The 13219-nt window shown below is 69.6% G+C and carries 11 protein-coding genes; 4 read left to right on the top strand and 7 right to left on the bottom strand.

Features of this window, described 5'->3' with window-relative positions; all coding sequences use genetic code 11:
• Positions 1–4: 4 nt before the first annotated feature.
• Genes KF796_15090 through parC form a run of 4 tightly spaced genes read left to right on the top strand, consistent with a single transcriptional unit; the run spans position 5 to position 5025 of the window.
• The gene (locus KF796_15090) at positions 5–562 is read left to right on the top strand and encodes a GNAT family N-acetyltransferase (GenBank protein ID MBX3587962.1); all 558 of its coding nucleotides are present in this window, start codon (positions 5–7) and stop codon (positions 560–562) included.
• Positions 559–1413, top strand: a complete 855-nt coding sequence (locus KF796_15085; protein MBX3587961.1) for a lytic transglycosylase domain-containing protein — start codon at positions 559–561, stop codon at positions 1411–1413. The genes KF796_15090 and KF796_15085 overlap by 4 nt, the downstream gene beginning before the upstream one ends.
• Positions 1414–1435: 22 nt before the next feature.
• Positions 1436–2632 carry a diguanylate cyclase gene (locus tag KF796_15080; protein ID MBX3587960.1) on the top strand — a complete coding sequence of 399 codons (1197 nt, stop codon included), beginning with the start codon at positions 1436–1438 and terminating at the stop codon, positions 2630–2632.
• Positions 2633–2676: 44 nt separating this feature from the next.
• Positions 2677–5025 carry a DNA topoisomerase IV subunit A gene (gene parC / locus KF796_15075; protein ID MBX3587959.1) on the top strand — a complete coding sequence of 783 codons (2349 nt, stop codon included), beginning with the start codon at positions 2677–2679 and terminating at the stop codon, positions 5023–5025.
• 71 nt (positions 5026–5096) lie between these two features.
• On the opposite strand, the gene KF796_15070 is transcribed toward parC, so the two are convergent.
• The 7 genes from KF796_15070 to KF796_15040 all read right to left on the bottom strand — a co-directional run bounded on the left by KF796_15070 (position 5097) and on the right by KF796_15040 (position 13160).
• The gene (locus tag KF796_15070) at positions 5097–5552 is read right to left on the bottom strand and encodes a RidA family protein (GenBank protein ID MBX3587958.1); all 456 of its coding nucleotides are present in this window, start codon (positions 5550–5552) and stop codon (positions 5097–5099) included.
• A complete protein-coding gene (locus tag KF796_15065; GenBank protein MBX3587957.1) occupies positions 5549–6460 on the bottom strand; it encodes a transglutaminase family protein in 912 nt (303 codons plus the stop codon). The genes KF796_15070 and KF796_15065 overlap by 4 nt, the downstream gene beginning before the upstream one ends.
• 17 nt (positions 6461–6477) lie before the next feature.
• Positions 6478–9033 carry a circularly permuted type 2 ATP-grasp protein gene (locus tag KF796_15060; protein MBX3587956.1) on the bottom strand — a complete coding sequence of 852 codons (2556 nt, stop codon included), beginning with the start codon at positions 9031–9033 and terminating at the stop codon, positions 6478–6480.
• 205 nt (positions 9034–9238) lie between these two features.
• Complete coding sequence (gene meaB / locus KF796_15055) at positions 9239–10453, bottom strand: methylmalonyl Co-A mutase-associated GTPase MeaB (protein MBX3587955.1); 1215 nt, start codon at positions 10451–10453, stop codon at positions 9239–9241.
• A gap of 3 nt (positions 10454–10456) precedes the next feature.
• Positions 10457–12139, bottom strand: coding sequence for an acyl-CoA mutase large subunit family protein (locus tag KF796_15050; protein ID MBX3587954.1), 1683 nt, complete (start codon positions 12137–12139; stop codon positions 10457–10459).
• The gene (locus tag KF796_15045; GenBank protein ID MBX3587953.1) at positions 12136–12558 is read right to left on the bottom strand and encodes a cobalamin-dependent protein; all 423 of its coding nucleotides are present in this window, start codon (positions 12556–12558) and stop codon (positions 12136–12138) included. The genes KF796_15050 and KF796_15045 overlap by 4 nt, the downstream gene beginning before the upstream one ends.
• A complete protein-coding gene (locus KF796_15040) occupies positions 12555–13160 on the bottom strand; it encodes a TetR family transcriptional regulator (GenBank protein ID MBX3587952.1) in 606 nt (201 codons plus the stop codon). Before KF796_15040 ends, KF796_15045 begins: the two co-directional genes overlap by 4 nt.
• Positions 13161–13219 lie beyond the last annotated feature (59 nt).

The following is a 13219-nucleotide window of genomic DNA, read 5'->3' as shown; positions in this document are numbered from 1 at the left end:
GCCCATGACCGCCATTGCGCCCACCGTCACGACCGACCGCACACCGGCCCGGGTGCGCCTGCGCCCCACGATGCAAAGCGACCTGGATTTCGTGCTTTCGCTCGAGCAGGACGAGGCCAACCTGCCTTTCATCACGCCCTGGGAGCGCACGCAGCATGAGGCGGCCATCCGCTTCCCGGACTTCCGCCATTTCATCATCGAGGGCGGCGCGGGCCTGGACGCCGCGGGCTTCGTGATCCTGATTGGCTGCCGCAGCCCGCACCAGTCCATCGAGCTCAAGCGCATGGTGGTCCGGGACAAGGGCCTGGGCTACGGCCGCGCGGCCTTGCGGGTGGCCAAGAAGGTGGCTTTTGACGACCTGGGCGCGCACCGCTTCTGGCTTGACGTGAAGGAGCGCAATGCCCGGGCGCAGGCCCTGTATGCGCACGAGGGCTTTGTGCTCGAGGGCCGCCTGCGCGACGCGGTGCGGGTGGCCGGCGGCCATGACTCGCTGATTGTGATGTCCATGCTGGCGGCCGAATTTGCGGCCCGGCGCGGCCAGGGACTGGAGATGTTTTCATGAAATGCTGGTCTGGCTGGCGCGTCCTGGCTGCCTGTCTGTTCGGGGCCCTGGGGGCCACGCCCGCGCTGGCGGACGTCTGGGGCTATGTCGATGGCAAGGGCGTGGCCCACTTCGCGGCCACCCGGCTGGACGAGCGCTATGAGCTCTTTTTCCGTGGCGGCGAGAGCTTCGACACCGCCGCCGGCCTGCAGAACGTGGTGCACATGCCCCGGGCCGTGGCCGTGCCCACCGCGCCGCCCAAGCTGATTGCGTTCTTCGAGGTGTCGCCCAGCTACAAGCAGGTCAAGCACCACCTGCGCGAGGCCTCGAGCAAGCACCACATCGACTACGAACTGCTGCAGGCGCTGATTGCCACCGAATCGGGGTTTGATGCCCGTGCCGTGTCGCCGCGCGGGGCCGTGGGGCTGATGCAGATCATTCCGGCCACGGCCGAGCGCTATGGCGTCAAGGGCGACGCCAAGACCCCGGTCGAGAAGAAGCTGACCGATCCGCGCACCAATGTGCGTGCCGGCAGCCGCTACCTCAGCGACCTGATCAAGATGTTCCCGGGCCAGCTGGAACTGGCGCTGGCGGCCTACAACGCGGGCGAGGGCGCGGTGCAGCGCGCAGGCAACCGCATCCCCAACTACCGCGAAACGCAGAACTACGTGAAGACCGTGATGCAGCTGTACACCATGCTCAAGCCCCCTGAGGCACTGGCCGAGCGCCGGGCGCCCCACCGGGTGCGCATCGAGCTGCCCGCAGGGCGCGCCAACATGATGGGTGGCCGCGGCAACATGGTCCCGCCGCTGGCGCTGGCGCCCGTGGCCGCCGCGCCCGCCGAGGCGGAATTCCGGATCGAACGCGACTGAACATGGCGTGCCGGCAAACTTCATGGCCCTTGCGCCGGGCCCGGCGCGGCTGATGGAGGCCGCCCTGTCCTTGTCGGCGTTTGAAAGCCAGGACCTGCTGTTGCTGGGGGGCTTTGCCGGTGCCCAGCTGCTGGTGGCCTTCTTTTCCGTGTTGATCGCCAGCGCCTACCGTGAGCGCGCCTTGCTGTTGCACGCGGTGGCCGTTCTGCTCGGGCTGGTCGTGTTGCTGTCGGTGCTGGTGCCCTTGCCCGCCAGGGTCGGGCAGTGGCTGCCCGAGACCGCGATGCTGATGGCGCTGGCGCTCACGGGCCTGGTGCTGCGCGAACTGGTCAACCACGCCGGCGCCATGCGCAACCTGCGCGTGGCCCTGGTGGTTGCCAGCGCGGTGCTTCCGCTGTTCGCGCTGGCCAGCTGGGCCGGTGGCTGGATCCTGCTGCTGCCGGGCACGGCGCTGTTCGCGGCGGTGGTGCTGCTGGTGATCCTGCGGGCCTGGCCGCAAAGCCAGCCCTGGGTCTGGTGGCTCACGGCCGGCTTGCTGGCCCTGCTGCTGGCGGCCGCGGGCCTGGGGGGCGAGCTGCTGGGCCTGCTGCCGCGCGCGCCCTACCTGCTGGCTTCGGCGCTCACGCTGTGGGCTTCGGGCGTGTACCTGGCCACCGTGTGGCGCAGCCGGGTGTTTGCCGAAACCCGGGTGCGGGTGGATGCGCGCAAGGTCACCGACCCGCTGACCGGCCTGAGCACGCCGCTGATCTTTGCCGACCGGGTCGAGGCCGCGCGCGCCATCCTGCGCCGCTATGGCCACCCCAGCGTGCTGCTGCTGGTGGAAATCGAGAACCTGGGCGCGCTCACGCGCGAGTTCGGCCCCGAGGTGGGCGAGTCGGCCGTCATTGAAGCGGCCAGCCGCATCCGCCGCTCGCTGGGCGAGGCCGACGTGGCGGCGCGCATCTCGCACGCGCGCATTGCCGTGCTGGCCGAAGGCGTGGCACTGGCCGAGGGCGCCGCCAACCTGGGCACGCGGATTCTCGTGGCCGGGCTCAAGGAGCCGCTGCCCAAGGCGCCGGCGGAATTCCTGCAGTTCCGCATGGTGGCGGCCGCCGTGCCGCTGAGCGGCCTGACCGCCAAGGCCATCCTGAGCCGGCTGGCGCACCGGCTGGACGACCAGATGGCCCAGGCCTCGGAGCGGCGCATCGTGAGCGTGACGGCCGACGAACTTCAGGCCTGAGCGCCTGCGTATTTTTTTCTGAGTGCATAGACCTGACCTGATTCATGGAGCAAGACCTGATTTCCCTCGACAGCGGCGATGACGCGCAGCTCAACCTGGCTACCTACGCGCAACGCGCCTACCTGGAATACGCGCTGAGCGTGGTCAAGGGCCGCGCGCTGCCCGATGTCTGCGATGGGCAAAAGCCTGTGCAGCGGCGCATCCTCTACAGCATGTCGCGCATGGGGCTGGGTTTTTCGGGCAACAGCGGCGCCAAGCCCGTCAAGAGCGCGCGTGTGGTGGGCGATGTGCTGGGCCGTTTCCATCCGCACGGCGACCAGGCCGCCTACGACGCGCTGGTGCGCATGGCCCAGGACTTCAGCCAGCGCTACCCGCTGATTGACGGCCAGGGCAACTTTGGCAGCCGCGACGGCGATGGCGCCGCCGCCATGCGCTACACCGAGGCGCGCCTGTCGCGCATCACCAGCCTGCTGCTGGACGAGATCGACGAGGGCACGGTGGACTTCGTGCCCAACTACGATGGCTCCACCGAGGAGCCGCGCCAGTTGCCCGCGCGCCTGCCGTTCACGCTGCTCAACGGCGCCAGCGGCATTGCCGTGGGCCTGGCCACTGAAATCCCGAGCCACAACCTGGGCGAGATTGCCCAGGCCTGCGTGGCGCTGATCAAGTCCCCCAAACTCACCGACGAGGAGTTGCTGGCCCTGGTGCCGGGCCCCGACTACCCGGGCGGCGGCCAGATCATCAGCAGCGCCACCGACATTGCCGAGGCCTACCGCACGGGGCGCGGCTCGCTCAAGGTCCGCGCGCGCTGGAAGATCGAGGACCTCGCGCGTGGCCAGTGGCAGCTGGTGGTGACCGAACTGCCGCCGGGCGTCAGCACCCAGAAGGTGCTCGAGGAGATCGAGGAGCTCACCAACCCCAAGGTCAAGGCCGGCAAGAAGGCCCTGAGCCAGGAGCAGACCCTGCTCAAGGCCTCGGTGCTGGCCGTGCTCGACGCGGTGCGCGACGAGTCGAGCAAGGACGCCGCGGTGCGCCTGGTGTTCGAGCCCAAGACCAGCCGCATCAGCCAGCAGGAGCTGATCACCGCGCTGCTGGCCCACACCAGCCTGGAGACCTCGGCGCCGGTCAACCTCACCATGGTCGGCCTCGACGGCAAGCCGGTGCAGAAGTCGCTGCGCCAGATGCTGCAGGAATGGATCGACTTTCGCCAGCAGACCGTGCAGCGCCGCTCGCAGCACCGGCTGGACAAGGTGCTGGCGCGCATCCACATCCTCGAGGGCCGGCAACTGGTGCTGCTCAACATCGACGAGGTGATTGCCATCATCCGCCAGAGCGACGAGCCCAAGGCCGCGCTGATCGCGCGGTTCCGTCTGAGCGACCGGCAGGCCGAGGACATTCTTGAAATCCGGCTGCGCCAGCTCGCGCGGCTCGAAGCCATCAAGATCGAGCAGGAGCTGGCCTCGCTGCGCGACGAGCAGAAGAAGCTCGAGGACATCCTGGGCAGCGCCGCGGCCCTGCGCCGCCTGCTGATCAAGGAAATCGAGGCCGACGCGAAGCAGTTCGCCGATGCGCGCCGCACGCTGATCCAGGCCGAGAAGCGGGCCGTGGCCGAAGTGAAAATCGTCGACGAGCCGGTGACCGTGGTGGTCTCGCAAAAAGGCTGGGTGCGCGCGCGCAACGGCCATGGGCACGAGGCCGCGAGCTTTGCCTTCAAGTCCGGCGACGGGCTCTACGGGACGTTTGAATGCCGCACCGTCGACACCCTGCTGGCCTTTGGCAGCAATGGCCGGGTCTATTCCGTGCCGGTGGCCACGCTGCCCGGCGCGCGCGGCGACGGCCAGCCCGTCACCACGCTGATCGAGCTTGAAGCCGGCACCCAGCTGCTGCATTACTTTGCCGGGGCCGCCGGCGCCTTTTTGCTGCTGAGCAATTCGGGCGGCTATGGCTTCCTGGCAACGGTTGAAAACATGATCTCCCGGCAGAAGGCCGGCAAGGCCTTCATGAGCCTGGGCGAGGGTGAAACGGTGTGCCGGCCTTCGCCGGCCAACGTGCCGCCGCCGGCGGGCGCCACCGCCTCGGCGCTGCAGGTGCCCGCCACGCACGTGGCCTGTGTTTCCACCAGCCGCCGTGTGTTGACGTTCGAGATCAGCGAGCTCAAAACCATGGCCAGCGGCGGGCGCGGCCTGATGCTGATGGACCTGGACAAGAAAGACAGTCTTGCGGGGGCTGCTGCCTACACGCGCAGCGTGCGCATCACCGGCGTGTTCCGCGACAAGGAGCGCGAGGAGGTGCTGGAAATCCGCTCGCTCAACAATGCCCGGGCCGCCCGCGGCCGCAAGGGCAGGGACGGCAGCTTCACGTTCAGGCCGGTGACCGTTGAACGCGTGGAATAGGGGTCGAAAGTGGCTGGAGTCCAGAGCCCGCGGCCACTTCGTGCTACATAGTTTGTAGCAACCCCAGCGGGTTACTCCAGCTCGGCGATCAGCTCGATTTCAACGCAGGCGCCCAGCGGGATCTGCGCCACGCCAAACGCGCTGCGCGCGTGGGCGCCCTTGTCGCCAAAGACCTGGCCGAACAGCTCGCTGGCGCCGTTGGTCACCAGGTGCTGCTCCGTGAAGCTGGGGGTGGAGTTGACCAGGCTCATGAGCTTGACGATGCGCCTGACCTTGTTGAGGTCGCCCACGGCGGCGTGCAGCGTGCCCATCAGGTCGATCGCCACGGCGCGCGCGGCGGCCTTGCCTTGCTCGGTGGCCAGTTCCTTGCCCAGCTGGCCCACCCAGGGCTTGCCGTCCTGGCGCGCGATGTGGCCGCTCAGGAAGACCAGCTTGCCGGTCTGCACGAACGGCACGTAGGCGGCGGCGGGTACCGACACGGGGGGAAGGGTGATGTTGAGTTCTTTCAGCTTGTCGTAAACGCTCATGCGACGGGCTCCTTGGCTTGGGGTTCTTCATCGACGGGGTGAACCGTCACGGCGACCTTGAGTGTATGGCCCTCGCCCCCATGAATCACGCCGCGGATCGGTGAAACATCTGAATAGTCGCGCCCCACGGCCAGCGTCACGTAGTCCTCGCCGGGCGCACGGTTGTTGGTGGGGTCCAGGTCGCACCAGGCCCCGCCACCATCGCGCCCTGGGGACCAGACCGAGACCCAGGCATGCGAGGCGTCGCTGCCCACCAGGCGCGGCTGGCCGGGCGGCGGCTCGGTCAGCAGGTAACCGCTGACGTAGCGCGCGGGCAGGCCCATGCCGCGCAGGCAGGCCACCATGATGTGGGCGAAGTCCTGGCACACGCCCTTGCGCAGGGCCAGCGCCTCCAGGGCCGGGGTGCTGACCTCGGTCACTTCCGACTCATAGACAAAGTCGTGGTGGATGCGCTCCATCAGGTCGCGCGCGGCCTCCACCAGGGGCCGGTCGGCCGAGAAGCTGGGCCGCGCGTAGGCCACGAAGTCTTCGTGGCGCGGCACGTAGGGCGACGGAAAGGTGAACTCGGTGGCCGCGTCGTAGGCCGCGCCGCGGTGGTAGCGCATGCGCTCGCGCACCTGTTCCCAGGGCAGTCCCGGCTCGGGCAAGGGCGGCGCCAGCGTGGCCACGAGGCTGTCGGCGACCACGCGCAGTTCCTCGTGCGCGGCCTGCAGGCTGAAGAACGAGCGGGTGTTGCCGAACACGTCCAGTGCCTCGCTCTGCTGGGCCGGCTCGGGGCTCACGGTGAGCGAATGGCTGAGCAACTGCTGGCAGTCGCTGGCGCGCGGCTTGAGGTGCGCCATGTGCTGGGCGTACTTGACCGGCGGGGTGTAGTCATACACCGTTTCGTGGATCAGGCGCAGTTGCATGGTGGGGTTGCGCTCAGTCAGGCGCCCAGGCTTTGCCGCGCGTCGTCCGAATGCGTGAAATAGCGCGCGCTCAGGGCGTCGGAGAGGCGCCAGGCCGCGTCGGTGCAATGCTGCAGGTGCGCGATCAGGCGGGTGTAGTGGCCGCTGGCGTCACGCTCGCACAGCTGTTCGAGCGAGAGCGCCTGCGGGTCGGGCACGGACTGCGCCACCTCGGGGATTTCGCCAGCCGCCAGCCCCTCGAGCTTGGCCAGCCGGCCGCGCAGGGTCTGCGCGACCCAGCCCAGCGAGCGCGGGCTGTCGCGGTCCAGCACCAGCAGGTCCAGCAGCGCGGGCACGTCGTGGCGCCGCTGGTACTGGTCGTGGAAGGTGATGGTGCTGTCGAACAGTGCCACGATGGCCTCGAAGCCGCCATCGTCGAACACCGTGCCGGTCTCGAAGCCCGAGGCCAGCGCCGAGGCCAGGAACCCCAGGCGCTCGATGTGGCGGCCGGTGGACAGCAGGCGCCAGCCGTCGTCACGCATCATGCGGTCGGTCTGGGCCCCGGTCATGGCCGCCATGGCGCCATTGGCGCTGTCCAGGATGCGCATGGCCTCCACGGGTGAATAGTCGCCGTCATCCGTGCAGATGGCGCACTGGCGGAAGAACTCGGCCTCGGCCCGCACGATCACGTTCCACTGGTCCTGCGACAGGCGCTCGCGCACCGCCGAGGCCGCGCGCTTGAGCGCGCGCAGGTTGTAGCCCACGCTGGTGGCGTGCTCGGTGTCGCTCAGCATGGCAATCAGCGAGCGCTCGAACACGCGCCTGCCCTGCGTGGCGGGGGGCACGGTGGGCAGCACCAGCCCGTGGTCGATCGCGAGATCGCTGAGCCAGCCCAGCAGCGCGGGCGAGGACTGGTCCTCGCCGTTCAGGCACTCCAGCGTCAGGCGGGCCAGCCGGATGATGTTCTCGGCGCGCTCGGTGTAGCGGCCCAGCCAGAACAGGTTCTCGGCGGCGCGGCTGGTCACCAGCCGGCTGCGGTGGGCGACGGCGGGGCCCAGGTGCTCCTGCGGCAGCAGTGTGGTGGCGTCCACCTCGCCATCGGTCAGGACCCACACATCGGTGCTGCTGCCGCCGCGCTGCATCGAGGCGATCTCCAGGTTGGCGCTGGCGATGCGGGCCATGCCGCCGGGCAGCACGCGCCAGGACTGCGGGCCGTCCGACACCGCAAACACCCGCAGCATGACCGAGCGCAGCGCGATGTGGTCGCCGCTGGCGTCGGTTTTCCAGGTGGGCATCTGTGACAGCGGCAGGTAGCCCTGCACGGTGTGCTCGTCGCCGCGCCGCATGATGCGCCCGGCCCATTCGTCGAGCTGGGCGCGCGACAGGCCGCGGCCCAGTTCGGCGCCGCTGGCGGACTGGGGCCAGGTGGGTTTGATCACGCTGTCGCCCAGCATCGGCAGCACGGCCTCCATGGCGGCGCGCTCGCCGCACCACCATGTGGCCAGCGACGGCAGGCTCAGCTCCTCGCCCAGCAGGTGGCGCGACAGCGCCGGCAGGAAGCCCAGGAAGGCCGGCGACTCCAGGAAGGCCGACCCCGGGGCGTTGGCCATCATCACGTTGCCTGCGCGGATGACCTGCAGCAGCCCCGGCACGCCCAGCCGCGAGTCGCTGCGCAGTTCCAGCGGGTCAAGGAATTCGTCGTCCAGCCGCTTGAGGATGCCATGGACCGGTTCGAGCCCCTGCAGCGTCTTGAGGTACAGGTGCTGGCCGCGCACCGTGAGGTCGCTGCCTTCGACCAAGGTCAGGCCGAGGTAGCGCGCGAGGTAGGCGTGCTCGAAGTAGGTTTCGTTGTAGGGCCCCGGGGTCAGCAGCACGATGCGGGCGTCGCCCCCGGCGTGGCTCATGGCGCGCATGCCGTCCACCAGGGCACGGTAGCTGGCGGCCAGGCGCTGCACGTGCATGTCGCTGAACGCCTCGGGGAACAGCCGCGAGATGATCAGCCGGTTTTCCAGCAGGTAGCCCAGCCCCGAGGGCGCCTGGGTGCGCTGCGAAACCACCCACCAGTTGCCCTGCGGGTCGCGCGCCATGTCAAAGGCCGCGATGTGCAGGTGATTGCCTCCCGCGGGCCGTGTGCCGTGCATGGCGCGCAGGTAGCCGGGGTGTCCCTGCACCAGCGCACTGGGCAGCAGGCCATCGGCCAGCAGGCGCTGCGGGCCATACACATCGGCCATGATGCGGTCCAGCAGCTTGACGCGCTGCAGGACGCCGGTTTCGATCTGCTGCCAGCTCTGGTGCGAAATGATCAGCGGAAACAGGTCCAGTGACCACGGCCGCTGCGGGCCGTTGGCGTCGGCATAGACGTTGTAGGTGATGCCGTTGTCGCGGACCTGGCGTTCCAGGTTCACGGTGCGCCGGTTCAGGTCGTTGAAGCCGTCGCGCCCCAGGTTTTCAAAGAAGCGGGCCCAAGGCGGCGCCAGCGGCGTGCCAGGGGCTGCAAAACGGGGGGCCGCGGAAGCGTCCGGTGAGGGGTTGGCCGTGCCGCGCAGCTCGTCAAAGTGGCCGGCGGAGGCCAGCGGTGCCAGGGCCGCGGCCAGGGCCGCGGGGGCTTCCTGGGCATCAGCGTCGAAAAGCGAGCTGGCTGAATCTGTATGTTTGTCCACTGTGTCCTATTGTCACATTGCCGTCACGTGGCGGTCCATGCACATGTTGCATGACGACGACGTCCAGGCCGGATAAGCGGCGGCTTGCAGGAATGATGCCGCAACCCGGTGTCCCGGGTGTGAGCCGGCGCACCGCCCGTCAGGTGGCTGGCAAGGGTTTGCCCGTGAGGTAGACCGTGCCCGTGAGGCTGGCCACCAGGGTGGCGTCCTGGCGCGTGATGTCGATCCGGTAGACCGCGAGCTTGCGTGACGACGAGGTCTGCACGGCCCGGGCGGTCAGCACATCGCCCAGCCTGACGCCGACGCTGAGCGTCAGGTGCGCGTCGACCAGCGCCGCGATGCTGCCCTGGGAGTTGCAGGCCAGGCCCAGCGCGGTGTCGGCCAGCGAGAAGATGGCCCCGCCGTGGCAGCTGCCAAAGAAATTGAGGTGCTCGGCGCGCACGGCCAGCTTGACCGTGGCATGGTGGTCGCCGCCTTCGACAAACTCCAGGCCCAGGTGGGCACGGTAGGCATCGCGCCCGGCCAGGTGCTGCAACAACGAGGCCGGGTCTTGCGGGGCGGTGGGGTGGGCGTCTGCCGGGGGCGCCGGGGCGGGGCGGGCGCCCCGGCGGGGGGCCCCGGCCGACAGGCGCAGCAGCTCGTCGGCCAGGGGCGCAATGCCCTGGCCGCTGGTGGCCACGGTCTGCAGCACTTTGGGGCGGCGCTGCGGCGGCCGCAGGGCCAGCATGGTGCGCAGTTCGCCCTCGGTGCGCGCGGCGTCGGGAAGGTCGGCCTTGTTGACCACGAAGACGTCGGCAATCTCCAGCACGCCGGCCTTGAGCGCCTGCACGTCATCGCCCAGGCCGGGTGGACAGACCACGGTTTTGACCGGGGCCACGCTGGTGATCTGCACCTCGGACTGGCCGGTGCCGACGGTTTCCACGATGACCACGTCGAAGCCCGCGGCGTCCAGCACGGCCACGATGTCCTGGGTGCCACGGGTCAGGCCGCCCAGGTGGCCGCGCGTGGCCAGCGAGCGGATGAAGACGCGCTCCTGCGCATGGACCTCGCCCATTCGGATGCGGTCTCCCAGCACGGCGCCGCCACTGACCGGGCTGGAAGGGTCCACCGCGAGCACGCCCACGCTGTGGCCGCGGGCCGCGAACTCCTTGACCAGCGCATTGACCAGGGTGGACTTGCCCGCACCGGGCGGGCCCGTGATGCCCAGCACATGGGCATGGCCCGGGTGGCCGGCGAGCTCGGCCAGCAGCTGGCGCCCCTGGGCGCTGTCGTTCTCCACGGCGCTGATGGCGCGCGCGACGGCACGCCGGTCGCCGCTGCGCACGCGGGTGGCAAGGCTGGTGGCCGCGTCCATGGCTCAGACCACTGCGAGCGGCTGGCCAAAGCCCAGCTCGCGGCGCAGGCAGGCGCAGATTTCCCCGTGCGTCGCACCGGCCCCGGCCGCGTCGACCACGCCGGCGAACACGTTGTCGGTGGCCGACTGGGCCGCGCGCGCCAGCGCGTCCAGCGCCTGGGTGGCGGCGCGCTGCGAGCGCCCGGCCTTGAAGGCCTTGAGGCGGGCGATCTGGGCATCGATGCGGCTGCGTTCGGGATAGGCCTGGCCCGGGTAGTCGTCGGCGTTTTCCTCGACCTGGAAGGCGTTGACGCCCACGATGGTCTGCTCGCCGCTTTCCACGCGCTGCTGGAAGGCGAAGGCCGACTCGCCAATCATGCGCTGCACCAGGCCGGCCTCGACCGCCTTGCCCATGCCGCCGGCCGCGTCCACCCTGGCGATGATGGCCTCGATCTGCTGCTGCATCTGGTCGGTCAGGGCCTCGACGTAGTACGAACCGCCCAGCGGGTCGATCACGTCGGTCAGCCGGCCTTCCTCGCGCAGGATGTTCTGCGTGGCCACGGCAATGCGCGCGCCTTCGGCGGTCGGGACCGACAGCACTTCGTCGAAGCTGTCGGTGTGCAGCGACTGCAGCCCGCCCAGGATGCCGGCGATGGCCTGCGTGGTGACCCGCGCAATGTTGTTCAGTGGCTGCTGGCGCGTCAGGTCCACGCCCGAGGTCTGGCCATGGAACTTGAAGCGCCAGGAGCGCGGGTCCTTGGCGCCAAAGCGTTCGCGGGCGATCTTCGCCCACAGGCGCCGCCCGGCGCGGAACTTGGCCACTTCCTCGAACAGGCTCATCGAGATGTCAAAGAAGAAGGTGAAGCGCGGCAGGAAGGTGTCGGGGTCCATGCCGCGTGCCACGCAGTCGTCGGCGTACTGGATGGCAGAGCACAGGGTGAAGGCCATGGCTTCGGCGGGCGTGGCGCCGGCCTGCTGCATGTGCTGGCCCACCACCGAGACCGGGTTCCAGTGCGGCACCTGTTCGCCGCAGTAGGCCACGTGGTCCACGAAGATGCGGCGCGCGCCCGGCAGCGCGATGCGGAAGAACATGTGGTTGGCCACGAAGTGCGAGAGGCAGTCGGACTGGTTGGACGTGCCCGTGATGCGGTCCCAGGGCACGCCGCGCCGCCTGGCCACACCCAGCATGAAGGCCAGCAGCGTGAACGGCGAGGGATCGTTCATGGCGCACGACACGCGCTCCAGTGGCACGTTGGCCAGCGCCCGGTCCATGTCGTCCACCGAGTTGATCACGGTGCCGCAGGTGCCCAGCAGTTCGGGTGGCACCTCATCGGCGTCGTAGCCGCGGTAGACCGAGTTGCAGGGGATCAGCGAGACCGCCGTGGCGCCCTGCGCCAGGATTTCCTGCAAGCGGCTGTTGTAGTCCTCGGGCACGCCCAGGCCGATGAGCTGGCGCTGCGTCCAGCTGCGGCCCCGGTGCATGGACGCGTAAATGCCCCGCGTGTAGGGGTACTCGCCCGGAAAACCCTGCTGCGCGAGGTAGTCGGCGCCGGCGCCGGCGGGGGCGTAAAGCGGCTGGACCTCGATGCCCGAGCGGTTGACGACGCGCTTGCCCGCGCCGGGGCTGGCGTCAAACGCCTGTTGCCAGCGGCGCTGGCTGGCCTCGAATTCGGCTTGCGGAATTTCCGGGCGGGCGGGCTGGTTCATTCGGAGGCCTCCAGCTGGGCGCGGCGGGCTGCGGCCAGCGCGCGCACTTCAACGGCAATGGTCTCGAGCCCGGCGCCGGGGTGGAATACCCGGGCGACGCCGGCCTCGAGCAGGGCCTTCTCGTCGCGCGCCGGGACGATGCCGCCCACGATCACCGCCACGTCCGCCATGTCGGCCTCGCGCAGGGCGGCCATCAGCTGGGGCACCAGCAGGTGGTCGGTGGCGAGCGACGAAATGCCGATCACGTCGGCGTCTTCTTCCAGCGCAAGCTTGACCACGGTGGCAATGTCCTGCCACGGCGGTGTGTAAACCACTTCCATGCCGGCGTCACGCAGGTAGGCCGCCACCACGCGGCTGCCGCGGTCGTGGCCGTCGAAACCGATCTTGGTCACGACCACCTTGGGGGGTCTTTCGCTCATGGGGCGTCTCCTTGGGGTTGTTGCGCATCGCGCAGCAGGTGCACAAAGCGTTTGGCGATCTGGCGCGGCGAGTCGCGCCCGTCCTCGCGGTACCAGAAGCGCGACCAGTTGAGCGCGCCGATCAGCATCAGGCGCAGCGCACGGCGGTCGGTGCCGGCTGGCAGGGGCAGGGCCGCGACCAGGTCGCGGAACAGGGCTTCGTATTCGGCGCGCAGCGTGCCCAGGCGGGCCGCGACCGAGGGCACGTCTTCGGGCAGCACGCGGATCAGGACCTGCGCGTAGTCGCTGCTTTCCAGCACGGTCTGCAGATGCGCCACGCAGGCGGCCTCAAGCCGGGCCCAGGGCGCGGTCTCGCGCGCGATGGCGTTGTGCGCGGCGTCCACGATGCCGCGCACCCCGGCTTCGTAGACCGCGGCCAGCAGCGCCTCCTTGGCCGGGAAGTGGTAGTACAGCGAGCCCGGCAGCATGCCCGCGGCTTCGGCGATGTCGCGCATGGAAGTGGCGGAGTAGCCACGCCCAGCAAACAGGCGGGCCGCGGCGTCGAGCACGGCCTGCAGGCGGTTGTCGGCCCTTTGGGCATCGGGGGGAGGTGTCTGGCGCATAAGATAACAAACGATCGTTTGGTTTATACCGCTGAATCCGCAGCCTTGCAAGCGCCGCC

Source organism: Ramlibacter sp. (genome assembly GCA_019635435.1).
Taxonomy (GTDB): Bacteria; Pseudomonadota; Gammaproteobacteria; order Burkholderiales; family Burkholderiaceae_C; genus JAHBZM01.
Note: the sequence above shows the minus strand (reverse complement) of the source record. Positions and strands in the feature narration are given on the sequence as shown.